This is a genomic window from Methylobacterium terricola (genome assembly GCF_006151805.1).
GTDB classification, from domain to species: Bacteria; Pseudomonadota; Alphaproteobacteria; order Rhizobiales; family Beijerinckiaceae; genus Methylobacterium; species Methylobacterium terricola.
On sequence record NZ_VDDA01000003.1, the window covers coordinates 620,121 to 645,385 of the forward strand.

22 protein-coding genes and 2 tRNA genes are annotated in these 25,265 nt (G+C 70.0%); 14 read left to right on the forward strand and 10 right to left on the reverse strand.

Annotated features, from left to right (window positions below):
* Positions 1–1,080, reverse strand: a complete 1,080-nt coding sequence (locus FF100_RS10200; protein WP_139035588.1) for a tartrate dehydrogenase — start codon at positions 1,078–1,080, stop codon at positions 1–3.
* 40 nt (positions 1,081–1,120) lie between these two features.
* Positions 1,121–2,419, reverse strand: coding sequence for an MFS transporter (locus tag FF100_RS10205; RefSeq protein WP_139035657.1), 1,299 nt, complete (start codon positions 2,417–2,419; stop codon positions 1,121–1,123).
* A 165-nt stretch (positions 2,420–2,584) separates the two neighbouring features.
* Here FF100_RS10205 and FF100_RS10210 point away from each other — a divergent pair, with 165 nt between their 5' ends.
* A complete protein-coding gene (locus FF100_RS10210; protein WP_139035589.1) occupies positions 2,585–3,025 on the forward strand; it encodes a GntR family transcriptional regulator in 441 nt (146 codons plus the stop codon).
* 188 nt (positions 3,026–3,213) lie between these two features.
* Here the strand turns inward: FF100_RS10210 and FF100_RS38610 are convergent, their stop codons facing one another.
* Positions 3,214–3,396, reverse strand: coding sequence for a hypothetical protein (locus FF100_RS38610; RefSeq protein ID WP_139035590.1), 183 nt, complete (start codon positions 3,394–3,396; stop codon positions 3,214–3,216).
* A 235-nt stretch (positions 3,397–3,631) separates the two neighbouring features.
* Here FF100_RS38610 and cyoA point away from each other — a divergent pair, with 235 nt between their 5' ends.
* Genes cyoA through cyoD form a run of 4 tightly spaced genes read left to right on the forward strand, consistent with a single transcriptional unit; the run spans position 3,632 to position 7,774 of the window.
* On the forward strand, positions 3,632–4,573 hold the full coding sequence (gene cyoA, locus FF100_RS10220) for a ubiquinol oxidase subunit II (protein WP_139035591.1): 942 nt from the start codon (positions 3,632–3,634) through the stop codon (positions 4,571–4,573).
* Between the two features lie 2 nt (positions 4,574–4,575).
* The gene (locus FF100_RS10225; protein WP_139035658.1) at positions 4,576–6,585 is read left to right on the forward strand and encodes a cbb3-type cytochrome c oxidase subunit I; all 2,010 of its coding nucleotides are present in this window, start codon (positions 4,576–4,578) and stop codon (positions 6,583–6,585) included.
* The gene (locus tag FF100_RS10230) at positions 6,582–7,277 is read left to right on the forward strand and encodes a cytochrome (ubi)quinol oxidase subunit III (RefSeq protein WP_139035592.1); all 696 of its coding nucleotides are present in this window, start codon (positions 6,582–6,584) and stop codon (positions 7,275–7,277) included. Before FF100_RS10225 ends, FF100_RS10230 begins: the two co-directional genes overlap by 4 nt.
* Positions 7,274–7,774, forward strand: coding sequence for a cytochrome o ubiquinol oxidase subunit IV (gene cyoD, locus FF100_RS10235; protein WP_139035593.1), 501 nt, complete (start codon positions 7,274–7,276; stop codon positions 7,772–7,774). Before FF100_RS10230 ends, cyoD begins: the two co-directional genes overlap by 4 nt.
* 187 nt (positions 7,775–7,961) lie before the next feature.
* Here the strand turns inward: cyoD and FF100_RS10240 are convergent.
* The 3 genes from FF100_RS10240 to FF100_RS10250 form a co-directional block, all read right to left on the reverse strand.
* A tRNA-Phe gene (locus tag FF100_RS10240) sits at positions 7,962–8,037 on the reverse strand.
* Positions 8,038–8,121: 84 nt separating this feature from the next.
* A tRNA-Phe gene (locus FF100_RS10245) sits at positions 8,122–8,197 on the reverse strand.
* A gap of 108 nt (positions 8,198–8,305) precedes the next feature.
* The gene (locus FF100_RS10250) at positions 8,306–10,705 is read right to left on the reverse strand and encodes a type IA DNA topoisomerase (RefSeq protein WP_171070112.1); all 2,400 of its coding nucleotides are present in this window, start codon (positions 10,703–10,705) and stop codon (positions 8,306–8,308) included.
* 500 nt (positions 10,706–11,205) lie between these two features.
* On the opposite strand from FF100_RS10250, the gene FF100_RS10255 reads away from it, so the two are divergent.
* The 6 genes from FF100_RS10255 (at position 11,206) to FF100_RS10280 (ending at position 18,685) form a co-directional block, all read left to right on the forward strand.
* Entirely contained in the window at positions 11,206–12,195 is a 990-nt protein-coding gene (locus FF100_RS10255) for an ArsR/SmtB family transcription factor (RefSeq protein WP_139035594.1), read from the forward strand.
* A gap of 32 nt (positions 12,196–12,227) precedes the next feature.
* Positions 12,228–13,142 (forward strand): methylenetetrahydrofolate reductase [NAD(P)H], encoded by a 915-nt coding sequence (gene metF, locus FF100_RS10260; protein WP_139035595.1) that lies wholly within the window; start codon positions 12,228–12,230, stop codon positions 13,140–13,142.
* Positions 13,143–13,187: 45 nt separating this feature from the next.
* The gene (locus FF100_RS10265; RefSeq protein WP_139035596.1) at positions 13,188–13,421 is read left to right on the forward strand and encodes a hypothetical protein; all 234 of its coding nucleotides are present in this window, start codon (positions 13,188–13,190) and stop codon (positions 13,419–13,421) included.
* Positions 13,422–13,515: 94 nt separating this feature from the next.
* Positions 13,516–17,268, forward strand: coding sequence for a methionine synthase (metH, locus tag FF100_RS10270; protein ID WP_139035597.1), 3,753 nt, complete (start codon positions 13,516–13,518; stop codon positions 17,266–17,268).
* A 402-nt stretch (positions 17,269–17,670) separates the two neighbouring features.
* Positions 17,671–18,096: a hypothetical protein gene (locus tag FF100_RS10275; RefSeq protein WP_139035598.1), complete on the forward strand. Its 426-nt coding sequence runs from the start codon at positions 17,671–17,673 to the stop codon at positions 18,094–18,096.
* Between the two features lie 79 nt (positions 18,097–18,175).
* Positions 18,176–18,685: a DUF3016 domain-containing protein gene (locus FF100_RS10280; protein WP_246102002.1), complete on the forward strand. Its 510-nt coding sequence runs from the start codon at positions 18,176–18,178 to the stop codon at positions 18,683–18,685.
* A gap of 3 nt (positions 18,686–18,688) precedes the next feature.
* Here FF100_RS10280 and FF100_RS10285 read toward each other — a convergent pair whose 3' ends face one another.
* Positions 18,689–18,901 (reverse strand): hypothetical protein, encoded by a 213-nt coding sequence (locus FF100_RS10285; RefSeq protein ID WP_139035599.1) that lies wholly within the window; start codon positions 18,899–18,901, stop codon positions 18,689–18,691.
* 151 nt (positions 18,902–19,052) lie between these two features.
* Between FF100_RS10285 and FF100_RS10290 the strand changes: the two genes are divergently transcribed.
* Positions 19,053–19,598, forward strand: a complete 546-nt coding sequence (locus FF100_RS10290) for a formaldehyde-activating enzyme (protein ID WP_139035600.1) — start codon at positions 19,053–19,055, stop codon at positions 19,596–19,598.
* Positions 19,599–19,714: 116 nt separating this feature from the next.
* Positions 19,715–20,572: a collagen-like protein gene (locus FF100_RS10295; protein WP_139035601.1), complete on the forward strand. Its 858-nt coding sequence runs from the start codon at positions 19,715–19,717 to the stop codon at positions 20,570–20,572.
* A 331-nt stretch (positions 20,573–20,903) separates the two neighbouring features.
* On the opposite strand, the gene FF100_RS10300 is transcribed toward FF100_RS10295, so the two are convergent.
* The gene (locus FF100_RS10300; RefSeq protein WP_139035602.1) at positions 20,904–22,121 is read right to left on the reverse strand and encodes a TIGR03862 family flavoprotein; all 1,218 of its coding nucleotides are present in this window, start codon (positions 22,119–22,121) and stop codon (positions 20,904–20,906) included.
* Positions 22,122–22,340: 219 nt separating this feature from the next.
* Between FF100_RS10300 and FF100_RS10305 the strand changes: the two genes are divergently transcribed.
* Positions 22,341–23,378, forward strand: coding sequence for a TerC family protein (locus FF100_RS10305; RefSeq protein ID WP_139035603.1), 1,038 nt, complete (start codon positions 22,341–22,343; stop codon positions 23,376–23,378).
* Between the two features lie 36 nt (positions 23,379–23,414).
* Here FF100_RS10305 and FF100_RS10310 read toward each other — a convergent pair whose 3' ends face one another.
* Together FF100_RS10310 and FF100_RS10315 are read right to left on the reverse strand one after the other, a co-directional pair.
* Positions 23,415–24,170: an N-acetylmuramoyl-L-alanine amidase gene (locus FF100_RS10310; RefSeq protein ID WP_139035604.1), complete on the reverse strand. Its 756-nt coding sequence runs from the start codon at positions 24,168–24,170 to the stop codon at positions 23,415–23,417.
* Between the two features lie 20 nt (positions 24,171–24,190).
* Positions 24,191–24,916 (reverse strand): TerB family tellurite resistance protein, encoded by a 726-nt coding sequence (locus tag FF100_RS10315; protein ID WP_139035605.1) that lies wholly within the window; start codon positions 24,914–24,916, stop codon positions 24,191–24,193.
* Positions 24,917–25,265 lie beyond the last annotated feature (349 nt).

A 25,265-nucleotide genomic window follows, 5' to 3' on the forward strand; every position in this document is an offset into this window, starting at 1 on the left:
TTACTCGTTGTCGCCCTGGATCGCCGCGATGACCGCGTCCGTCACCTGGCGGGTCGTCGCCTTGCCGCCGAGATCGGGGGTGTGCAGGCCCGGATCGGCGGTCACCCGCTCCACCGCCCGCATCAGCCGGTCGGCCGCCGGCTTCTCGCCGAGGTGCTCCAGCATCTGGCAGGCGGTCCAGAAGGTCGCGACCGGGTTGGCGATGCCCTTGCCGGTGATGTCGAAGGCCGAGCCATGGATCGGCTCGAACATCGACGGGAACTTGCGCTCCGGGTTGATGTTCGCGGTCGGCGCGATGCCGAGCGAGCCGGCGAGCGCCGCCGCGAGGTCCGACAGGATGTCGGCATGCAGGTTCGTCGCCACGATGGTGTCGAGGGTCTCGGGCTTGATCACCATGCGCATCGTCATGGCGTCGACCAGCATCTTGTCCCAGGTCACGTCCGGGAACTCTTGCGCGACCTCGGCGGCGATCTCGTCCCACATCACCATGGCGTGGCGCTGGGCGTTCGACTTCGTCACCACGGTGAGGAGCTTGCGCGGGCGGCTCTGCGCCAGCTTGAACGCGTAGCGGATGATGCGGCTGACGCCGGTGCGGGTCATCATCGAGACGTCGGTGGCGACCTCCTCCGGATGACCCTGGTGGACGCGCCCGCCGACGCCGGCATACTCGCCCTCCGAGTTCTCGCGCACGATCACCCAGTCGAGCTCGGGCCCCGAGACGTGGCGCAGCGGGCTGGTGATGCCGGGCAGGATCCGGGTCGGGCGGACGTTGGCGTACTGGTCGAAGGGCTGGCAGATCGCGAGCCGCAGGCCCCACAGGGTGATGTGGTCCGGCACGTCGGGTGCGCCGACGGCCCCGAAGTAGATCGCGTCGTGGTTCCGGATCTGCTCGCGGCCGTCGGCCGGCATCATCACGCCGTGCTTCTTGTAGTAGTCCGAGCCCCAGTCGAAGTGGTCGAATTGGAACCGGAACGTACCGGTCTTCTCGGCGAGCGCGTTGAGCACCTCGACGCCGGCGGCGATGACCTCGATGCCGATCCCGTCGGCCGGGATCGCGGCGATTCTGTAGGTCTTGGTCATGACAGGTCTCCGTCTGTGATGAGGGATGCGGAAGGGGGGATCAGTGCGCGACGGCGTCGGCCGTCCCGTCGCGCCGCCCGGCGCGGGCGACGATCAGGGTCACGACGGCGGAGAGGACGAGTAGCCCGGCGACGAAGATCAGCCCACCGGTGAAGCTGCCGGTCCGGTCCTTGATCCAGCCGATCGCCCAGGGACCGACGAAGCCGCCGAGATTGCCGATCGAGTTGATCGTGGCGATTCCCACCGCCGCGGCCTGGCCCGAGAGGAACATCGTCGGCATCGCCCAGAGCGGCGGCTTGGCCGCGCTGATGCCGATATTGACGAGGCTGAGCGCGGCGATCACCGCGACGACCGAAGCGGCGCCGCCAGCGAGCAGCAGACCGAGCGATGCGACGAGGCAGGCGATGACGACGTGCCAGGTGCGCTCGCCGGTCTTGTCCGAGTGGCGCGACCACAGGATCATCGCGACGACCGCGAGGGTGGGCGGCACGCCGTTGAGGAAGCCGACCGCCATGGTGGAGAGGCCGAAGCTCTTGATGATCTGCGGCGCCCAGATGCCGAGGGTGTAGAGCCCGGCCGACGTGCCGAAATAGATCAGGGCGAGCGCGATGACGCGGATGTCGGCGAGGCCCGCCATGATGCTGTGTTTGGCCGCCGTCTGCTTGGCGGCCCGCTCCGCGTTCATTTCCGCCACGAGCCAGGCGCGCTGCTCGTCCGAGAGCCATTTCGCCTTCTCGGGCCGGTCGGTCATGTAGAACAGCACGACGACGCCGAGCACGACGGCCGGCGCCGCCTCGACGAGGAACATCCACTGCCAGCCGTGCAGGCCGAGGATGCCGTCCATCCCGAGCAGCGCGCTCGAGATCGGCGAGCCGAGCACCACCGAGATCGGGGCTGCGGCCATGAACAGCGAGACGACGCCGGCGCGGTAGCGGGCGGGGAACCAGTAGCTCAGGTAGAGGATGATGCCGGGGAAGAAGCCGGCCTCCGCCGCGCCGAGCAGGAAGCGCAGGGTGTAAAAGCTATGCTCGCCCTTCACGAAGGCGAAGGCGCCCGAGATGATGCCCCAGGTGATCATCACCCGGGCGATCCACAGGCGTGCGCCGACCTTGTCGAGGATGATGTTCGAGGGCACCTCGAACAGGAAGTAACCGAAGAAGAACACGCCGGCACCGAAGCCGAAGACGGCCGATGAAAAGCCGAGGTCCTTGTTCATCGTTAGGGCGGCGAAGCCGATATTCACGCGATCGATGAAGGCGATGAAGTAGAGCAGACAGATGAAGGGGACCAGGCGCCATGCGACGCGGCGCATGGTGGCCTGCTCGAGCGAGCGGTCCATCGTTTCCTCCTGTAAGATCGCCCGCACCACGCGTCAGCTTTCGTGCCAACTTCCATGCAAGCTCAAATGTCGTATGCCATCTCGAAAAAGGCCCGTCAACTATTGCGTTGCAGCTTGCATGGAAGATGTTAAGCCAGGCGGGAGCGACGGGTTAGGGTCCGAGAGATGGCGGGCGCGAAGCCGGCACGGACCGACGACGGCGAGCGGCGTCCTTCGCTGGTCGACGATGCCTACGCGGTCATGAAGCTGGCGATCCGGACCTCGGATTTCGCTCCCGGCTACCAGGCTTCCGAGCAGGAGATTGCCCTGCGGCACGGCATGAGTCGCACGCCCGTGCACGGAGCGGCGATCCGGCTGCAGGAGGATGGGCTGGTGCGGGTGCTGCCACGGTGCGGCATCCTGATCTGCGCCATCGCGCCGGAGGATCTGCGCGAGATCTACGACGTCATCATCGCATTCGAGGGGCACGCGGCGGCGCGGGTCGCTGGGCTGCCCGAACCGGAGCGGCTGCGCGCGGCGTCCGGCGCATCAACGCCGACGCCCGTTCGGGCTTGCCTTGTGCCTTCGAACGAGTTCGTTCGAAGGCGCGGCGGTGTCAGTGCGTAGATGATCGGGCATCGACCAGCCAACGATCCAGCGGCTGAACGCGTCAAGCACGGCGGCCAGATCGAGGAACCCGGCACTCGTCGGGACGTAGGGGATGTCCGCGACCTAGAGCCCGTAGGATTCATCGGCCGCAAAGCTGCGGTCGACCAGGTCCGGAGTTGGTCGGGCCTCCTGATCGGGCCGTGTCGTCACCTGCCTGCCGCGGCGATGCACGCCACGACGAGACCCGCCTGCCGCATCAACCGGGCGATGCCCTTGCGGGTGTCACCACCGGGATCGGCCTCGCCTTCACGATGGCGCGGCCGCGCCGGCCGCTCAAACAGGACGGATTGTCCGGCATCGGCGCAACCACATAGGTGAACGTACGGCATGTGAGTATGTCTCTGATGAAAGACCCGATGTCTTCGCCTGTAATCCGCACCTGTTTAACATGAGTCAGTGCAGGGCGGGTTTGTTCGACGGCACAACGGGGGCGTGAAAACCCGATCGACTGTCATTTGATCGGTCGGGCGCGCCGGAGGGCCGTATGCGACGCAGCCAGCCTCACGGAGATGTCGGCAAGTCTTGTCGCGTGACGTGTCCCGCCGCTCGCCCTGCGTCCTCCCGATGACGGGGAATGCGGCCCGGCCGCCATGCCGATGGGGACCAGTCTTCGCCGCGGCGCCCCGCCTCGCCGCCGCGACCGCCGCCGGTCTGACCCTCTCCGGCTGCCAGATGAGCCTGCTCAACGCCAAGGGCCCGGTCGCCGCCGACGAGGCGAATATCCTGATCGTCGCCTCGATCATCATGCTGGCGATCATCGTGCCGACGATGATCCTCACCTTGGTCTTCGCCTGGTGGTTCCGGGCCTCGAATCTCAAGGCGGTCTACCGGCCGGACTGGGCCTTCTCGGGCAAGATCGAGCTGGTCGTCTGGTCGGTGCCGTTCCTCACCATCGTGTTCCTGGGCGGTATCGCCTGGATCGGCGCGCACCAGCTCGATCCGGCCGTGCCGCGCGAGTCCGACAAGCCGCCCTTGCGGGTGCAGGTGGTGTCGCTCGACTGGAAGTGGCTGTTCATCTACCCCGAGCAACAGGTCGCCTCGGTCAATGAGCTCGTCGTGCCGGTCAACACCCCGGTCCAGTTCATCCTGACCTCGAGCAGCGTCTGGAACTCGTTCTTCGTGCCGCGGCTCGGCAGCATGATCTACACGATGCGGGGGATGACCTCGCAGCTCAACTTGATCGGCGATCAGGAGGCGAATCTGTACGGCCTCTCGACGCATTTCAGCGGCGACGGCTTCCCCCACATGCTGTTCCCGGCCCGGATCGTGCCGGACGGCGCCTTCGCCGACTGGATCCAGCGCGCCAAGGTCGGTCCGCCGCTCGATACCGCGTCCTACGGCGAACTCGCCAAGCAGAGCGTCGCCGACGTGCCCGTCACCTATGGCAGCGTCGAGCCCGACCTGTTTCGCCGCATCGTCGACCAGACCATCCCGAAGGGCCCCGGCCCGGGCCGGGAGGGCGACAACGGTGCCCCGCCGAACGTCAAACCCAAGGGGGGCTCGTGAGCATGCTCGGCAAGCTGACCTGGTCGGCCATTCCCTTCGACCAGCCGATCCCGCTCGTCGCCGCGGCCCTGGTGGGCCTCGTTCTGCTGGGCGTCATCGCCTGGGTCGCAGTCGCCGGCTGGCTGCCGTACCTGTGGCGCGAGTGGATCACATCCGTCGACCACAAGCGCATCGGCGTGATGTACGTCCTCCTCGGGCTCGTCATGCTGATCCGCGGCTTCTCCGACGCCGTCCTGATGCGCTCGCACCAGGCGTTGGCCTACAACGCCCCAGGCTACCTGCCACCGGAACACTACGACCAGATCTTCTCCGCCCACGGCACGATCATGATCTTCTTCGGCGCGATGCCGTTCATGATCGGGCTGATGAACTTCGTCGTGCCGCTTCAGCTCGGCGTGCGCGATGTCGCCTTCCCGACCCTCAACTCGGTCAGCTTCTGGCTCACGGCAAGCGGCGCGCTCCTCGTCAACGTCTCGCTGGTGGTGGGCGAGTTCGCCCGTACCGGCTGGTGGCCGTCGCCGCCGCTGTCGGAGACGACCTACTCGCCCGGGGTGGGCGTCGATTACTATCTCTGGGCGATCCAGATCTCGGGCGTCGGCACGCTGATGTCCGGCGTCAACCTCGTCACCACCATCCTCAAGATGCGGGCGCCGGGGATGAGCTACCTGCGCATGCCGATGTTCTGCTGGACCGCGCTCGCCTCCAACCTGCTCATCGTCGCGGCCTTCCCGATCCTGACCGCGACCCTCGCGATGCTGACCCTCGACCGCTACCTCGGCTTCCACTTCTTCACCGACGAGGCCGGCGGCAACTCGATGCTGTTCATGAACCTGTTCTGGTGCTGGGGCCATCCGGAGGTCTACATCCTGGCGCTGCCGGCCTACGGCGTGTTCTCGGAGGTCATCTCGACCTTCTCGGGAAAACCGCTCTTCGCCTACCGCTCGATGGTGTGGGCGACGCTGGCGATCTGCCTGCTCTCCTTCACCGTCTGGCTGCACCATTTCTTCACCATGGGGCCGGGCGGCGACGTCAACGGCGTGTTCGGCATCACCTCGATGGTCATCGCGGTGCCGACGGGCGTGAAGATCTTCGACTGGATGTTCACGATGTATGGCGGCCGGGTGCGCTTCACCACGCCGATGCTGTGGTCGGTCGCCTTCCTCGTCACCTTCGTGGTCGGCGGCGCCACCGGCGTGCTGCTGGCGATCCCGCCGGCCGACTTCGTGCTGCACAACTCGATGTTCCTCGTCGCGCATTTCCACAACGTCATCGTCAGCGCGGTCATCTTCGCAGCCTTCGCCGGCTACACCTACTGGTTCCCGAAGGCCTTCGGCTTCACCCTCGACGAGGTTTGGGGCAAGCGGGCGTTCTGGTTCTCGCTCGTCGGCTACGTCTGGGTGTTCACGCCGCTCTACGTCGTCGGCCTGCTCGGCATGACGCGGCGGCTGCAGCATTTCTCCGTCGCCGAATGGTATCCCTGGGTCGTGGCGGCGAGCCTCGGCGTCATCGTGATGATCGTCGGCGTGGTCTGCCAGGTGGTGCAGCTCGTCGTCAGCATCCGCCGCCGCGACCAGTTGCGCGACGTGACCGGCGATCCCTGGGACGGCCGCTCCCTCGAATGGGCCACCGCCTCGCCGCCGCCCTCGTTCAACTTCGCGGTCATGCCGCATGTCGAGGGTGAGGAAGCCTACTGGGCGATCAAGCAGCGCGCCCGCGAGCAGGCCCGCCTGCGCGAGGAGCCGGATTACGAGCCGGTCGAGATGCCACTCAACAGCCCGACCGGAATCGTCTGCGCCTTCTTCGCCACCCTCGTGGGCTTCGCGATGATCTGGTACATCTTGTGGCTCGCGGCGCTGGGCTTGGCGGGTGCCTTCGCCACCTTCGTGGTCTTCGCCTGGCGCGACCGGGTCGAGTACGAGATCCCGGCCGAGGCCGTCGCCCGCATCAACCGCCTCAACCGGGCGAGCCGCCTGGAAGCCTTGCAGCAGGCCCGCCGCAAGGAGGCCGCATGAGCGACTCGGCCGCCATTCCAGGATCCTTGCCGGGTGTCGTGCCGATCCGGCGCGACCCCAACCATCTCGGCCACCACGCGCGAGGGGAGGGCGACAGCCACGCCACCGGGCGCGGCATCGGCGGTCCGTCGCCGAAGCGCATCGTCGTCGCCTACGGCTTCTGGATCTTCCTTCTCAGCGACATCGTGATGTTCGCCGCGTTCTTCGCGGCCTACGCGGTGTTGCGCGGCGGCACCGCCGACGGGCCCGGCCCGGCGGAGCTGTTCGACTACACCAACGTGGCGATCGAGACGGTCCTGCTGCTGTTGTCGAGCTTCGCCTGCGGCGTCGCCACGCTGGCTCTCGATGCCCGCCGCGCCCTGGTCTTCCAGGCCGCGATGGCGGTGACCTTCCTGCTCGGCGCCGGCTTCCTGGCGCTCGAACTGCGCGAGTTCGTGGACCTCGTCGCCCGCGATGCCGGCCCGACCCGCAGCGCCTTCCTGTCGGCCTTCTTCACCGTCGTCGGCTGCCACGGCCTGCACGTTACGATCGGGCTGCTCTGGCTGCTCACCATGATGGCGCAGGTCCTCACCAAGGGCTTCCGGCCCGACATCCTGCGCCGGGTGATGTGCTTCGCGCTGTTCTGGCACGCCCTCGACATCGTCTGGGTCGCCGTCTTCACGGTCGTCTACCTGATGGGGTCCGCCGCATGAGCCACGCCGACGCCCACGACCCCGCCCGCAACGACCCCGCCCGCAACGACCGGGCCCATGCCGACGTCGCCCCCGGCGACGAATACGGCCACGAGGGATTCGGCACGGGGTTGCGCAGCTACCTGATCGGGCTGGCGCTCGCGCTGCTGCTGACCGCCGCCTCGTTCTGGGTCGCGCAGACGCGGGTGATGTGGGCGCCGGCGATCCCGGTCGCGCTCCTCACCTTCGCCATCGCCCAGATGGGCGTGCACCTCGTCTTCTTCCTCCACCTGACCAGCGGGCCGGACAACACCAACAACATCATGGCGCTGGCCTTCGGCGTGCTGATCGTCTTCCTGCTGTTCGGCGGCTCGGTGTGGATCATGCACCACATGAACTACAACATGATGGCGCCGGTCGAGGGCGGGGTGAAGATGCCGTTGCAGAAGGGCGTGCCGCTGCAGCCGGGGCCGCAGCGGGATGTGCCGATGCAGCATGGGGGTGGTGGGCATCACTGAGGGGGCGATCGGCCCCTGCAGAAGCATCGTCGAAAGCCTGTTCCTCCCGCCCTTACCCTCATCCTGAGATCGCGGCTGGGAGAGTGGGAACGCCGTCAAGATTCGCCGATCGTCAGTCGATCTTCGTAATGACGTAATCGACGTCAGACTAGCCGATGACGCCGCAGGCCTATCTTGTAAAAGGAAATGGTGCCCGGGGACGGAGTCGAACCGCCGACACTGCGATTTTCAGTCGCATGCTCTACCAACTGAGCTACCCGGGCGCACCGGCCGCGCGAGGCGACGGTCCAAGCGCCAGAGATCGTCCTCATCCGAGGACGGCACCACCCTTACGCGAGATAAGGAAATGGTGCCCGGGGACGGAGTCGAACCGCCGACACTGCGATTTTCAGTCGCATGCTCTACCAACTGAGCTACCCGGGCCCGCCGGCTGCCTGGGGCAGCGGCGTTGAGCGGCGGTATAGAGACGCTCGGATCGCCTGTCCAGCCGTCTCGTGCGGGCGCGCGGGCGATTGTTGGCCGGCGCCCGCGTCACGCCCCGCCGGCGGCCCGGCGTCGGCGCGGGGCGCGGGCCGGGCCCGCAGCGGCACGAGGGCGGCGGGTCTTCTTCGCCGGGGCTTCGCGGGCGGGCGCGGCCTTGCCCGTCTTGCCGTCTCCCGCCTTGCCGTCGCCCCCTGCATGGGCGTCGAGGAAGGCCCGGCAGGCGGCGAAGTCGGTCTCGACCTCGGGCGGCAGCGCCTCGATCCGCTTCTCGCGGGCAAGCGAGGCGGCGAAGCGCAGCATTGCCGGGGTCGGCGGGCGGGTGCCGCCCTCGCCGGCCGGGGCGAGCTTCGGGCCCGCATGGGTGTTGAGGAAGACCCGGCAGGCCCCGACCTCGCGCGTCGCCTCCGGGGGGAGGGGGATGCCCTTGCGGGCGGCGAGCGACTTGGCGAACGACACCATCGCGGCGGTCGGCGCGCGGCCGCCGCCACGGGCGGGCGCCTCGGCATCCACCTCCAGGCGATCGGCGCCCGACACCGCGCCGATCAGCGCCTCGACCCGGTCGCGGGTGCGCTGGCGAAACGCCTCGGCCCGGCGCATCGCCTCGGCCTTGGTCGTCGCCCGGCCGATCTCGGCCAGTTCCGATTCGAACACCGCCCGCCCGACCGGGTCGCCATAGGCCGGGAACACCCGGCGCACCGCGGCGACGAAGGCCAGGCCGACCTCGGTCACGGTGATGGCCGGGTCCTTGCCCTTCAGGAGCGTGATGTAATGGCTCTTGATCAGCTTCGGCAGCACCGCGTCGCGGGTGGCGGCGGTGCCGAGGCCCTTCGGCTCGGTCGGGTTGGCGGGGTTCTCCAGCGCCCGCTTCAGGGCCGGATCCTCGACCTGGTCGATCAGCCGGCCCATCACCACCGGCAATTCGCCCCGGGTGATGCGCCGCGGCGGCTCGGTCCGGGCGGTCTCGATCGTCGGCTCGCCGCCGGTGCTGGCCTCGCCGTCGCGGACCGGCGGCAGGCGGCCGGTGGTCGGCTCGTCGTCGGCCTTGGCCTTGCCGGGCACGACCTCGTCCTCGTCGGCCTCGGTGCCGTAGAGGGCGCGCCAGCCCGGCGCCTTCACGACGCTGCCGGTGATCGCGAAGCGCTTGCGGCCGAGCGTCGTCGCGACCTCGGCCGTGACCGTGGTGCGGGCGTCGATCCCGTCGGCCATGTGGGCGGCGAGAAAGTTCTTGGCGACCAGCAGCCACAGCCGCAGGGCCTCGGGCGCCACGTCGCCCGGGCCCGGCACCTTGCGCAGGGGGACGATGGCGTGGTGCTCGCCCGGATCCTTGACGTAATGACCCTTCGGCCCACGACGGATCTGCGGCGTGTCGGGCGCGTGGGCGGCGATGTCCTTGTCGGCGGTCGCGATCGCGGCGATCACCGCGCCGGCGTCCTTGGCCTGCGATTCCGGCAGGTGCACCGATTCGGTGCGGGGATAGGTCAGGTATCCCTTGTCGTAGAGCGCCTGAGCATGGCGCGCGGTGACCTGCGGATCCCAGCCGAAGCGCTTGGCGCAGGCTCGCGCCAGGGTGTCCTTGGAGAAGAGCTTCGGCGGCGTCCGGCGCACGTCCTTCTGCACCACCGCGAGCGGGCCGGCCCAGCCCGCCGCCGCGTCGCGGATCGTCTCGGCGTCCTCGATCGCGAAGATCTTCTCCTTCGGCGCGTGCCAGAGCGTCAGGCGCGCGCCGCTCTCGGTCGTCACCGGCAGGGCGATCTTGTAGAAGTCGCGCGGCACGAAGGTGCGGATGCGCTCCTCGAGATCGGCGAGGATCGCCAGCGTCGGCGTCTGCACGCCGCCGAAGCGCCAGGGCTCGCGGAAGGCCGGCGGGCGCAGGCGCAGCGACACCGCCCGGGTGCCGTTGAGGCCGAGATGCCAATCCTCGTATTGCCGGCACAGGGCCTCGAGATAGGCGGCGTAGTCGCGCTCGCCGGAATCGTCCTCCTTCGCCAGGAGCCCGAAGGCCCTGCGGATCGAGACCTCGTCGAGCGCGCCGAGCCGCAACCGGTCGACCCGTCCGCGCCAGCCGAGATGCTCCAGCACCTCCCAGGCGATCATCGAGCCCTCGCGGCCCGGATCGGTCGCGATGATCACCCGCTCGACGCCATGGAGCGCCTGGCGGATCGCCGCGAGCTTCGGCGCGTGCGACTGGCCCGAGCGGCCGTGCCCGGGGGCGACCGGCAGCCGCTCCATCGCGATCGGCAGCGCGTCGAAGCGCCAGGGCTTCCAGTCCGGCCGGATCTCCCCGGGCTCGGCCACCTCCAGCAGGTGGCCTTCCGCGGCGACGCAGACCGTGCTGGTGGAACGGAAGAACCGCTGCACCTGGCGCATCGCCGAGGGCTTCTCGAAGAAGAACAGCGTTCTGCCAGAGGATGTCTTGCCGGATGAGCCGGGGGAGGTGGCCTGCGCCATGGCAGCGGGACGCTCCTGGGCGGGCAAAGGGGCCCGAACGAAGCGGGAACATACCGGAGCGGGGAGGGGTCGGTCAACGCGGGGCTGCGGGGAAAAGAAGGGGCACGGGTTCTCCTCTCCCCGCGGGCGGGGAGAGGGCTGTGTCACCGTTCAGGGGACGCAGCGAGCCCGCGCATCGATCCTATAGGGATCGACGCGAGGGTGAGGGGGGGGGTGCCGGAAGAGCCTCATCCTCAGAGACCCCCTCACCCTCGCTCCGGCTTCGCCTGCGCTCACTGCGGACCCGACGAGGGGTCCGCAGTCCTCTCCCCGCCCGCGGGGAGAGGGGAAGCCCACGTCTCTTTCTGTCCGGTCAGCTCAGCGGTGACGCTGCCAGCGCCGTCGCGATCGATCCATACCTTCACGCCACGAGCCCACCCGCGAAACGCCGCTTGCGCCCTACGCATTCTTCACATAAAGATATCTTTATGTTTCGCATTGGAGGCGAGGAGCCCCACGGTATGACCGCCGCCATTCCCTTCGCCGACGCCCTGAGCGTGCTGCGGGCCGCCGCGGAGGAGACGCGCCTGCGCATCCTGGTGCTGCTCGGCGAGGGCGAATTGTCGGTCTCCGACCTCACCGACATCCTGGGCCAGTCGCAGCCGCGGATCTCGCGCCACCTCAAGCTCCTGGTCGAGGCCGGGCTGGTGGTGCGCCACCGCGAGGGCGCCTGGGCGTTCTTCCGCCTGCGCGAGGGCGTGTCCGGGCTGGTGGCCCCGCTCATCGCCGCCCTCGACGCGGCGGCGCCGCCGCTCTCCGAGGACCGGGCCCGCCTCCAGGCGGTGCGGGCGCAGCGTGCCGATGCCGCGCAGAGCTTCTTCGCGCGGCTGGCGCCGCAATGGGACCGGGTGCGCTCGCTCCATGTGCCGGAGGCCACCGTCGAGGCGGCGGTGCTCGACGCGCTCGGGGCGGGCCCGATCGGCAGCCTCGTCGATCTCGGCACCGGCACCGGGCGGATGCTCGGGCTGCTGGCGCCGCGGGCCGCCCGGGCGACGGGGCTGGATGCCAACCACGCGATGCTGTCGGTCGCCCGCGCCAACCTCGAGCGCCAGGGCCTGACCCGGATCGATCTGCGCCAGGGCGACATCCACGCGCCGCCTTTCGGCCGGGCGAGCTTCGACCTCGTGCTGATCCACCAGGTGCTCCACTACCTCGACGATCCGGCCCGGGCCCTGCGCGAGGCCGCGCGCCTCGTCGCCCCCGGCGGCCGGCTCCTCGTCGTCGATTTCGCCCCTCACAGCCTGGAATTCCTGCGCGCGGACGAGGCGCATCGCCGTCTCGGCTTCGCCCCCGAGCAGGTCGCGGGCTGGCTCGCCGAGGCCGGGCTGACCGACGTGCGGCTGCGCGACCTCGCCCCGTCCGGCGGCGTGGAGCACCAGCTCACCGTCACGCTCTGGCTCGCCCATCATCCTGAAGCGGCGTCGGGTGTGCCCGACCGCGCCGTCGCCTGAGATCCGACTTTATCCTTTCGCCGAGGCCGCCGATGTACCCCACCGCCTTCCGCCCCAGCCGCGAGAGCCGCCGCCCGATCCGCGTCTCGTTCGAGTTCTTCCCCCCGAAGACCCCCGAGATGGAGGCGACCCTGTGGTCGTCGATCGAGCGCCTGGCGCCGCTCGGCCCCAGCTTCGTCTCGGTGACCTACGGCGCCGGCGGCTCGACCCGCGAGCGCACCCACAACACCGTGTCGCGCCTGGTGCGCGAGACCGACCTGAAGCCCGCCGCCCACCTCACCTGCGTGGCCGCCACCAAGGCCGAGGTCGACGACGTGGTGCGGTCCTATCACGAGGCCGGCGTGCGCCACATCGTGGCCCTGCGCGGCGATCCGGCGGAGGGCGTCGGCACCGCCTATACGGCGCATCCGGGCGGCTACGAGCGCTCCTGCGACCTCGTCGCCGGCATCAAGCGCATCGGCGACTTCGAGGTCTCGGTCTCGGCCTATCCGGAGCGCCACCCGGAGGCCGGCTCCCTCGACCAGGATCTCGACGCGCTGAAGGCCAAGGTCGATTGCGGCGCCGACCGCGCCATCAGCCAGTTCTTCTTCGACAACGACCTGTTCTTCCGCTACCTCGACCGGGTGCAGTCGCGGGGGATCAACATTCCGATCATCCCGGGCATCCTGCCGGTGCAGAACTTCAAGCAGGCCGCGAACTTCGCCCGTCGCACCGGCGCCTCGGTGCCGGACTGGCTCGCCGCCCGCTTCGAGGGGCTGGAGGACGACGTCGCCACCCGCAAGCTGGTGGCCGCGGCGGTCGCCGCCGAGCAGGTGCTGGACCTCGTTGACCGCGGCGTCACCGATTTCCACTTCTACACCATGAACCGCGCCGACCTCGTCTACGCGATCTGCCACCTGCTGGGCTTGCGCGCGGCGCCGGCGGCGGCGGAGAAGGCGGCGGCGTAAATCAACCTCGCTCCAGGAGAGTCTTCCGTAACTGAACCGCAGGACATGATCGCTCCGCCTCTCCGCGAGATTCGGGCCGACATTGCCGCCTCCCGGGAGGACACCCGGGTCGGGTTCGCGGCGATCGATACACGTCTCGACAAGCTCGAGCGGCGCTTCGACAATCTGCGTGAAGCCGTCAACGGCGAATCGGTTCGCGGCCGCTACGCCGCGGCCGAGGTTGAAGGGCGCCCCGACGCCATCGAGCGACGCTTGGCCCAACTCGAAACCCGGGGCTGACTCTCCTTCCGCTCCATGACAACGGGCCGCTCGACCGCGGCCCGTTCTTCCATTCGCGGCACCGCGCCGCAGACCTCTCCGGAACCTCACCCCGATGACCGATTTCCGCCCCGCCGACGGTGCCGACATCCTGACCGCCCTGCGCCGGCGCGCGGCGGAGAAAATCCTCGTCCTCGACGGGGCGATGGGCACGGTGATCCAGCGCCTCGGCCTGACCGAGGCCGATTTCCGCAGCGAGCGCTTCCGCGATCACGCCCATGACCAGAAGGGCAACAACGACCTCCTGATCCTCAGTCAGCCCGACGCGATCCGGCAGATCCACCTCGACTATTTCCTGGCCGGCGCCGACGTCGTCGAGACCAACACCTTCTCGGGCACCACGATCGCCCAGGCCGATTACGGCATGGAATCGGTGATCCACGAGCTGAACGCGCAAGGCGCGCGGCTCGCCCGCGAGGCGGCGATCCTCGCCGAGAAGCAGGACGGGCGCCGCCGCTTCGTCGCCGGCGCCATCGGCCCCACGAACCGCACCCTGTCGATCTCGCCCGACGTCAACAATCCCGGCTACCGGGCCGTGACCTTCGACCAGGTCCGCGAGGCCTATGCCGAGCAGGTGCGCGGCCTGATCGCCGGCGGCGCCGAGCTGATCCTGATCGAGACGGTCTTCGACACGCTGAACGCCAAGGCGGCGGTGGCGGCGTCCTGGCAGGTCTTCGAGGAGACCGGCACCCTCCTGCCGATCATGATCTCGGGCACCATCACCGACCTCTCGGGCCGCACCCTGTCGGGCCAGACCCCCACCGCCTTCTGGCACTCGCTGCGCCACGCCGACCCGCTGACCTTCGGGCTCAACTGTGCGCTCGGCGCCCGCGAGATGCGCGCCCATATCGACGAGCTGTCGCGCACCTGCGACACGCTGGTCTGCGCCTATCCGAATGCCGGCCTGCCGAACGAGTTCGGTCTCTACGACGAGAGCCCGGAGGCGATGGCCAAGCTCGTCGGCGAGTTCGCCGAGAGCGGCCTCGTCAACATGGTCGGCGGCTGCTGCGGCACCACGCCGGACCACATCCGGGCCATCGCCGGCGCCGTCGCCGGCAAGACGCCGCGCCGGGTGCCGACCGTCAAGCCGCTGATGCGGCTGTCGGGTCTCGAGCCCTTCACCCTGACGCCCGAGATCCCGTTCGTGAACGTGGGCGAGCGCACCAACGTCACCGGCTCGGCGCGCTTCCGCAAGCTCATCACCAACGGCGACTATGCCGCCGCCCTGGATGTGGCCCGCGATCAGGTCGCGGCCGGCGCCCAGGTGATCGACGTCAACATGGACGAGGGCCTGCTCGATTCGCAGAAGGCGATGGTCGAGTTCCTCAACCTCGTCGCCGCCGAGCCCGACATCGCCCGCGTGCCGGTGATGATCGACTCGTCGAAGTTCCCGGTCATCGAGGCCGGCCTGAAATGCGTGCAGGGCAAGGCGATCGTGAACTCGATCTCGCTCAAGGAGGGCGAGGAGAAGTTCATTGCGGAAGCGAAGATCTGCCGCTCCTACGGCGCCGCCGTGGTGGTGATGGCCTTCGACGAGCAGGGCCAGGCCGATTCGCTCGAGCGCAAGGTCGCGATCTGCACCCGCGCCTACACGGTCCTGACCGAGCAGGTCGGCTTCCCGCCCGAGGACATCATCTTCGATCCCAACGTCTTCGCGGTGGCGACCGGCATCGAGGAGCATGACGGCTACGGCGTCGCCTTCATCGAGGCGGCGCGGATCATCCGCGAGACCCTGCCCCACGCCCATATCTCGGGCGGCATCTCGAACCTGTCCTTCGCCTTCCGCGGCAACGAGCCGGTGCGCGAGGCGATGCACGCGGTGTTCCTGTACCATGCGATCAAGGTCGGCATGGATATGGGCATCGTGAATGCCAGCCAGCTCGCGGTCTACGACGAGCTGCCGGCGGAGCTGCGCGAGCTGTGCGAGGACGTGGTCCTCAACCGCCGCAAGGACTCGACCGAGCGCCTGCTCGATGCCGCCGCCCGCTTCAAGGAAGGCGGCGGGCAGGCGCGCGACAAGACCGCCGACCTCGCCTGGCGCGAGGCCCCGGTCGAGAAGCGCCTGGAGCACGCGCTCGTCAACGGCATCACCGAATACATCGAGGCCGATACCGAGGAGGCCCGCGCCAAGGCCGAGCGCCCGCTCCACGTCATTGAGGGGCCGCTGATGGCCGGCATGAACGTGGTCGGCGACCTGTTCGGCGCCGGCAAGATGTTCCTGCCGCAGGTGGTGAAGTCGGCCCGCGTGATGAAGCAGGCGGTGGCCTACCTGATGCCGTTCATGGAGGAGGAGAAAGCCGCCAATGGCGGCGTCGGCGGGCGGCAGGCCGCCGGCAAGGTGCTGATGGCGACCGTGAAGGGCGACGTCCACGACATCGGCAAGAACATCGTCGGCGTCGTGCTCGCCTGCAACAACTACGAGATCATCGATCTCGGCGTGATGGTGCCGGCAGCCAAGATCCTGGACACGGCGCGGCGTGAGAACGTCGACATCGTCGGCCTCTCGGGTCTCATCACGCCCTCCCTCGACGAGATGGTCCACGTCGCGGCCGAGATGGAGCGCGAGGGCTTCGACGTGCCCCTCCTCATCGGCGGGGCGACGACGAGCCGGGTCCACACCGCGGTGAAGATCCACCCGGCCTACGCCAAGGGCCAGGCGGTCTACGTCACCGATGCCAGCCGCGCCGTCGGTGTGGTCTCGAACCTGCTCTCGCCCGACACCAAGGGGCCGACGATCGAGAGCGTGCGCGCCGAATACAAGCGCGTCGCCGAGGCCCATGCCCGCTCGGAGGCCGACAAGCAGCGCTTAGCCCTGGCGAAGGCCCGCGCCAACGCCTTCAAGGTCGATTGGTCGGCGTACAAGCCGGTCAAGCCGACCTTCACCGGCACCCGGGTCTTCCGCAGCTACGAGGTCGCCGAGCTCGTCCCCTACATCGACTGGACGCCGTTCCTGCAGACCTACGAGTTCAAGGGCCGCTATCCGGCGATCCTCGACGACCCCGAGCAGGGACCGGCCGCCCGCGCCCTGTTCGAGGACGCGCAGGCGATGCTGCGCCAGATCGTCGAGGAGCGCTGGTTCAACCCGAAGGCGGTGATCGGCTTCTGGCCGGCCAACGCGGTCGGCGACGACATCCGGCTGTTCACCGGGGAGAGCCGGACCGACACGCTCGCGACCTTCCACGGCCTGCGCCAGCAGCTCTCGAAGCGCGACGGCCGGCCGAATACCTGCCTGTCGGACTTCGTCGCCCCCGTCGAGAGCGGAGTACCGGACTATGTCGGCGGCTTCGTGGTCACGGCCGGCCTCGAGGAGGTGCGGATCGCCGAGCGGTTCGAGCGCCAGAACGACGATTACCGCTCGATCCTGGTCAAGGCGCTCGCCGACCGCATCGCCGAGGCCTTCGCCGAGCGGATGCACGAGCGGGTGCGGCGGGAGTTCTGGGCCTACGCATCGGACGAAACCTACACCCCGGCCGAGCTGGTCACCGAGCCCTATGCCGGCATCCGCCCGGCCCCGGGCTACCCGGCCCAGCCCGACCACACCGAGAAGACGACCCTGTTCTCGCTGCTCCAGGCCGAGCCGCGCATCGGCGTCAAGCTCACCGAGTCCTACGCGATGTGGCCGGGCTCCTCGGTCTCGGGCCTCTACCTCGCCCACCCGGACGCGCATTACTTCGGCGTCGCCAAGGTGGAGCGCGACCAGGTCGAGGATTACGCCATCCGCAAGGGGATGGACGTGGCCGAGGTCGAGCGCTGGCTCGGGCCGGTGCTGAACTACGATACGGCGCGGTATCGGGTGGCGGCGGAGTAGGACGCGCTTGCCTCCGGGGGCGGCCCGTCGTCATGATGGGCCGCCTGAGATGTAAGTCTTCCTGCTCCGCTCAAAATTTGCCGTGAGCCGCCCCTTTCCCGGACGACTGCAGCGTCAGCGGAAGGAGATCCGGGATCCAGCAGAGGAAGTGCCGCGAAGCGGCTCTGCACGCTGCGCCGGTGTAGACATAGAGACGCTTTGCGACTTTTTGTGCTGGATCCCGGATCTCCTTCCACTTCGTTTCAGTCGTCCGGGAAAGGGCGGGGCCTCGGTCGCCCATTGGTCACGAAGCCCGTGGAGGATATGGATCCCAACACCGGCCTTAGGCTTGACCACCGCACCCGCCCCGGCTCAAAGCTTGGGCTCAAGGGCGCCGACAGGATCGGGCGGGAAGGATCGGGGATGCGGACAGGACCAGGGAGGCTCGCCCTCGTCGCCGTGGCGGGGGCCGTCGCGGCGGCGGCCGGCTGCACCGAATTCTCCTACATCTCGAAGACCTATGTCGGCCTGCCCCCGCAGGTGGTCACGATCGGCTGCAACGACCCTTACGAGGTCTACGACCAGCGCCGGGAGCGCAAGGTCCTGATCGTCTCGAACGGCCTGCGGGAATTCACCGGTTGCGGCCTCGACGGCAAGGACCCGGCGCTGACCCGCCGGCGCCGCTTCTCGGAGGCCGCCGCGACCTACCTGCGTGAGACGGCGCGGGAGACCTGCACCATCGTCGGCGAGACGGTGTTCACCGACCTTCAGACCGAGTTCGTCTATTCCTGCGCCGAGCCGATCGAGAAGCCCGGCACCAAGGTGCCGCGCCTGCCGGGCCGGTACTGACCCGTCGCGGCTGAACCCCCCGCCGCCCCGTCGCGTTGGACCGGCGGCGCGGCACCGCGCCCTGAGGGGAGGGGAAGCCGTGCGGAGCGTCCTGGCAGCCTGCCTGTCTCTCGGCCTTGCCCCCGCCGCCGGGGCGCAAGCCGCGCCCGCGGAGGCGCCGCTCACCCTCCGCTTCGTCGCGCCCGAACGCTACACCGATGCGGAGAGCCGCACCGGCTCCGGACCGACCCTGCGGACCACGATCGGCGGGTTGGAGCGGATCTTTCGCGATCTTGCCGGGCGGACGCTCCGGCCGGGTCAGAGCCTGACCCTCGACGTGCTCGACATCGACCTCGCGGGCATCGACCTGCCCGGGGCCGGTCCCACCGCCCCGCGCCTCGTCTCCGATGCCACGCCGCCGCGGATCCGCCTGCGCTACGCCCTCGCGGAGCGCGGCCGCGTGGTCCTCGCGGCGGAGGAGACGGTGACGGACATCAATTTCCTGCTCCGCGCCCGGCCGGGCGGGTCATCGAGCCTCGCTTACGAGCGCGACATCCTGGCCGACTGGTTCGCCGCGCGGATCGCCCGGCGGGAGCCGCCGCGGGGTTGACCCTCACTCCTCGCCCGCGACGGGCGGGTGCGGGAAGGTGCGCTCGGCCGCGTCGCCGGCGGCCGCCAGCATCGCCCGGGCGAAACGGCGCGCCTCGGCCCGGTCGAGGGCGATCGCCGCCGTGACCGGGGCGCCGCCGAGGTCGGCAAGGTCCAGTTCGAGCCGCACGCCCGCCTCGGTCGGAACCACCCGCAGGGTCCAATCGCGATCGCTCATCCGTCCGCATCAACTCTTGCCCGGGCGCACATCCCCGAGACATCGGCCCTATAGACCAATTTCCGGGCAGGTCGATGGGGTCGTCGCCGTTGACGGTGCGGCCGCCGCCGTGGTCGACCCGCGCCGGGACGCGAATCGAGGGAATCGGACCATGAGCGAGATCATCTTCCGCACCGGCGAGGCCACGGTGCTGGCGGCCGAGGGCCAGTACACCGACGCGATGCCCGAGGTTCTGATCGGCTCGGTGCGCGGGCCGGTCGGCCAGGCCTTCGCGTCGATGATGGGCCAGGTCCAGGGCCATACGAGAATGTTCGTGGTGCGCGACCTCAACCAGCTGGTGCGCCCGGCCACGATGATGACCACCAAGGCGACGATCCATACCGCCGAATACGTCGAGCTGCTCGGTGGCGTGGTCCAGGCCGCGACCGGCGACGCCATCGTCGACTGCATCATCGAGGGCATCCTGCCCCGCGACGGGCTCGACGAGCTGTGCATGATCATCATGATCTGGCTCGACCCGCGCTGCCCCGAGGATCCCAACCTCGACCGCAAGGACCTGTACCGCACCAACTACGAGGCGACGAAGCTCGCCATCGCCCGGGCGCTGAAGGGCGAGCCGAGCGTCGACGAGCTGATCGCCAACCGCCACACGGTGCGCCACTACGCCCTCGAGGGCGTGCTCGACGACGAGGCCTGACAGGTCTTCCCGGCGGGCGTCTGCGCAGTTGACCGCAGCTTGACAGCACCGCAAGGTGCGCCGCCCGCCATCTAAACACCGCGCGCGGGCCGTCCATCATGCCTTGGGGCTATACGATGCGTCCATTCCGCGCCGCGTTGATCCTGTCCGCGGCCCTGTCCGCTTGCGCCGTCGCGTCCAGCCCGGGTCTCGCGCAGCCACAGCAGGCGCCGGCGGGCGGGCGCGCCGCCACCCCGGCGCAATCGCCAATCACAGTCTGGGATGCCCGGATCGAAGCCGGCGACCTCACCGTGTCGGGCAGCGTCGGCAAGGCCGGTGTCGTCGTCACCCTCGACGACGACATCCCGGTCACCTCGGACAAGCGCGGGCGCTTCACCCTGAAGGTGCCCTACGTGCCGCAGAACTGCGTCGCGACGCTCAAGGCCGGCGAGGCCTCGCGCGAGATCGCGATCGCCAATTGCGGCGCCACCGGTGCCCCGGGCGCCAAGGGCGAGCCGGGCCCGACCGGGCCGCAGGGCGTCGCCGGCCTCGCCGGGCCGGCCGGTCCCAAGGGTGAGGCCGGTCCCAAGGGTGAGACCGGTCCCAAGGGTGAGACCGGTCAAAAGGGCGAGCCGGGCCCGAAGGGGGATGCGGGCCCGAAGGGTGAGCCGGGTGCCGCGGGCGCCCGCGGCGAGGCGGGTCCCAAAGGCGACGCTGGTCCCAAAGGTGAGGCAGGTCCCGCCGGGCCGCAGGGCCCGGCCGGCTCGGCGGGCGCCGCCGCGACGGCGAGCACCGCCCTGCCGTTCCGGATGCTGCGCACCGACGGCTGCAGCGCGCCGCATTGCGAGCTCGCCTGCGACGACGGCGAGACCTTCGTGTCGGCCTATTGCCTGCGCGGCGGCAATCCGAACTTCACCCGCCGGGAGAGCGGTCAGGCCGTGGCGCTCTGCCCGCCGGACAGTTCCGGCATGGTCGGGTTCTGCGCGAAGCTCTGACCGACCTGTTCAAGCAACCGGACTCAAGACCGCAATGCCTCCGAACGGATCCGTTCGGAGGCGCAAGGCAAGCCCGAACGGGCGTCGGTGCCAAGGCGCGAGGGTCTGACACCCTCCGCGTCAGCCCGGGGCTCGCCGCGGACGAGAGCCCCGAATCCAGAAGTGCAGGCCTCGACGAGGAAGGTGGGCGGCGTTCCGCTTCGTCCTGAACCTCCTGCAGTTGCGCATCCCGGGCTCCGCTTGCGCGGCCCCGGGATGATCCTGAGGGTCCGATGACCGCCGACCGAGGCGGGATGACCATCGGAGAGATCGAGGCGGGTGCGCTGGCTCCTCACCGCTCCGCGAGCCACCCCAGCAACCCCGCCGCCGCCGCCCGGCCGCTGGCGAAGCTCGCCTGGAGCAGGTAGCCGCCGGTCGGCGCCTCCCAGTCCAGCATCTCGCCGGCCAGGAACGTGCCGGGCCGGGCCCGCAGCATGAACCGCTCGTCGAGGGCCGCGAAGGCGACGCCGCCGGCAGTCGAGATCGCCCGCTCGATCGGCTGCAGGCCGGTGAGGCGCAGCGGCACCGCCTTGATCAGGCCCGCGAGCGCGGCGGGCTCCGTCGGCAGGTCGCGTGACGCCTCGCGCAGCAGGCCGGCCGCCGGCGGGCTCAAGCCCGCGGCCTTGCGCAGCACCGTCGCGCGCGATTCCTTCGGCCGGGCGCCCGCGAGGCGACGGGCGAGCGCCGCCGCGTCGAGATCCGGCCGCAGGTCGAGATGCATCAGGGCTTCGCCCCGGGCCTCGATCGCCTCGCGGATCGGCCGCGACAGGGCGTAGACCGCGCCGCCCTCGATCCCGTCGCGGGTGATCACCGCCTCGCCGCGCACCGTCTCGGGCCCGAGGTGCAGCGCGATCCGCTTGAGCGGTGCACCGGCGAAGCGCTCGGCGAAGACCGGCGACCAGGAGGCGGTGAAGCCCGCATTGGCCGGGCGCAGGACTTGCACGGGGATGCCGTCGGCCTCGAGCACCGGCACCCAGCTCCCGTCGGAGCCGAGCCGCGGCCAGCTCGCCCCGCCGAGCGCCAGCACCGTCGCGTCGGCCCGCAGGGTCTCCTGCCCGCCCTCGCCGGCGAGCGTCGGCGCTCCTTGAGCGTCCCAGCCGGTCCAGCGGGTGCGGGTGCGCAGCGTGACGCCGAGCCCGTCGAGCCGGGCGAGCCAGGCCCGCAGCAGCGGCGAGGCCTTGAAGGCGTGCGGAAACACTCGGCCGCTCGACCCGACGAAGGTCGGCTGCCCGAGCCCCTCGCACCAGTCCCGCAGGGCCTGCGGCGAGAAGTCCCGGATCGCCGCGTCGAGGCGTCGCTCCGCCGGGGCGTAGCGGGCGAGGAAGCGCTCCAGCGGCTCGCTGTGGGTGAGGTTGAGGCCGCCGCGTCCGGCGATCAGCAGCTTGCGGGCCGGCGAGGGCATCCGCTCGATCACGGTCACCCGCAGGCCGGCCGCCGCCAGGATCTCGGCGGCGGCGAGGCCGGCGGGCCCGGCCCCGATCACCGCCACATGTGCGCTCGGCTTCGTCATGCGGGCCCCAAGGCGGTCACTGGAGAGGCCCTGTCAACCGGCCGCCGCGGTGCGTCTGCGAAAATAAGAGCGTGGCCGTGCGGTCCGGCGGCCCTTGATCCGCCGCCATCCGAACCATAAGTCGCTTACATCGGCTGCGGGCCCCTCTGGCGAGTGGCGCAACGCGCGCTCGTGATGTCGGAGCCGATGCTTTCTCCCTCGAAGCATCACGGTCCCGCGATGGTCGATTTCTTGTATATGTCGTGGCTCGGCAAGCCGGTCTGGATGTGGCTCGGCTTCCACGCCGTCATCTTCATCCTGCTCGCCCTCGATCTCGGACTCCTGCACCGCGACAAGAGCCGCGAGATCGGCGTGAAGGAGAGCCTGCTCCTCACCGCCTTCTACCTCACCCTCGGGCTCCTCTTCGGCGGCTGGGTCTGGTGGTATATCGGCCCGCAGGCGGGCCAGGAATACCTGGCCGGCCTCATCGTCGAGAAGTCGCTGTCGATGGACAACGTCTTCGTCATCGCGGTGATCTTCGGCTATCTCGGCATTCCCCGTAACGCGCAGCATCGGGTGCTGCTGTGGGGCATCCTGGCGGCCATCGTGCTGCGCGGCCTGATGATCGGCCTCGGCGCCGCCCTCGTGCACCAGGCCGAGTGGGTGCTGACGATCTTCGCCGCCTTCCTGATCTATGCCGGCATCAAGATGCTGGTCTCCGGCGACGAGGAGGAGGGCGAGAACAAGTCCGCCGACCGTTTCACCGCCTTCATGCGCAAGCACATGCGGGTGACGGACGAGCTCGACGGCCAGAACTTCACCACCCGCCGGCCCGACCCGAAGACCGGCAAGCCGGTGCTGTGGCTCACCCCGCTCGCCCTGGCCCTGGTGCTGGTGAACGGCGCCGACGTGATCTTCGCGGTCGACAGCGTGCCGGCGATCTTCGCCATCACCACCGACACCTACGTGGTCTACACCTCGAACATCTTCGCGATCCTCGGCTTGCGTGCGCTCTACTTTGCGCTCGCGGCGATGGTCGACCGCTTCGCCTACCTGAAGACGGCGCTCGCGCTGATCCTGATCTTCATCGGCCTGAAGATCGTGGTGGCGGATACGTTCGGGCTGGTCGAGATCCAGCCCTGGGTCGCTCTGGTGGTGACCGTGGTCCTGCTGGCCGGCGGCGTCGTCTACAGCCTGTGGCGCACCCGCGGCACGGCCCCGGCCGCGATTCCGCCTGAGGCCGAGGCGCCGCGCGAGCGACTCGGCAGCCACGGCTAAGGGAAAAGGGGGCGCCCGGCGCCCCCTTTTTGTCGGTTACGCGGGCTTGCCGGCGAGCAGGTCGCGCAGCGTCGTGATGGTCGAGGCATCCGCCACCCCGTCGACCCGCTCGGGCCGGAAATGGCGCTGGAACGCCGTCACCACGGCCTTCGTCCGGGCGTCGAAGGTGCCGCTCACCGGGACGTCGTAGCCGTAGAGCGCGAACATCGATTGCAGCGCCTCGATCGGCTGGCCGGCATCGCCCTCGGCGAAGAAGCGCCCGTCGCGGATCGCCGCCGGCTTCACCCAGTGGCCGATGCCGTCCCGGTGGAGGGCGCCCCACGGGAAGCTCTCGCCCGGGTCGATCTTGCGCTCGGGCGCGATGTCGGAGTGGGCGAGCACCCGGTCGGGCCGGATCGGCCAGCGCGCGAGGAGGTCGCGGCAGAGCGCCGTCACGGACGCCATCTGCGCGTCCGGGTAGGGCGCGAGCGTGCCGTCCTCGGCATGGCCGGGATGGACGATCTCGATCCCGATCGAGCGTGAGTTCATGTCGCGCACGCCCTCCCAGGCCGACAATCCGGCATGCCAGGCGCGGCGGGCCTCCGGCACCATCTGCACCACCCGGCCCTCCTCGAAGACGAGGTAGTGCGCCGAGACCTTGGACAGCGGGTTCGTCAGCCGCAGCAGCGCCTCGGCGGCGCTCGCCATGCCGGTATAGTGCAGGATCAGCGCATCGACCGGCAGGGTCCGGTCCTCGTGATTGGGGGACGGCACCACCTGGGTGGCGACCGGGCTGTCGGGGGTCAGGCTCATGGGTCGTGAGACTCTCGGGATCAGCTCAGGCGCCGCTCAGCGGCGATGCGGTCATAGGCGGCATTGATGGCGGCGAGGCGCCGGGTCGCGATGGCGACCGCGGCGGGCGGCAGGCCGCGGGCGATGACCCGGTCGGGATGGTTCTCGGAGACCAGCGCCCGGTAGCGCGCCTTCAGCTCGGTTTCGGAGAGCGAGCGGGCGACGCCCAGCACCTCGTAGGGATCGTCGGCGACGCGGACGTGGCGGGCGGTGATGCCGGCGAAGCGCGCCTCGTCGAAGCCGAAGATCTCCGCCACCGCGGCGAGGTAGCGCGCCTCGCTCTCGTGGATCGCGCCGTCGGCCTTGGCGATGTGGAACAGGCCGTCGAGCACGTCTTCGAGCAGGGCTGGCTCATCGCGAAAAGCCTCGGCGACCTGCCGGGCATAGCCCTCGAAGCCGCTGGTGGTGCGCTTGGCGAGGTCGAACAGACGCTCGACGCCGGCGCGCTCGTTCTCGGGCACCTGCACGATGTCGGCGAAGGCCGCCACCTCGGAGGGCGTCACCACCCCGTCCGATTTCGCCATCTTGGCGGCGAGCGCGACGAGCCCGGTGGTGAACACCACCTCTCGCGGGGTGGGCCCGAACAGCGAGCCCTCGCGGTCGAGGAGGAAATGGCCGGCGACGGCGCCGAGCAGCGCGCCGAGCGGACCGCCGGCGGCGAGCCCGATGCCGGCGCCGCCGAGCTTGCCCCACACGCCCTGGGTCACGCCCGCCTCCGGCAATGCGGCGGGCGGGGGAGGGGCGGCGATGTGGGGACCGGGGGGCGCGTCATGACGCCCTTGTAACGCCCCGGGCGCTCCCGCGGAATGTGGAAGCGCACCCGGCGGACCATCGCGGTCGAGCGGGAACCCCGGCGGACGCGCCGCCGGGGCCGTCACGCGACGCCGATCAGCGGCAGTAGACGTTGCCGTAGGGGTCGCGGTAGGTGCCGTAGGGGCATTGCGGGGCGGTGGCCGCGCCGACCACGGCGCCGCCGGCGGCGCCGATCAGGCCGCCCGCGAGCGCGCCGCCGGCCCGGCCCGTGGCCGCCGCGCCGATCGCCGCGCCGGTCAGGCC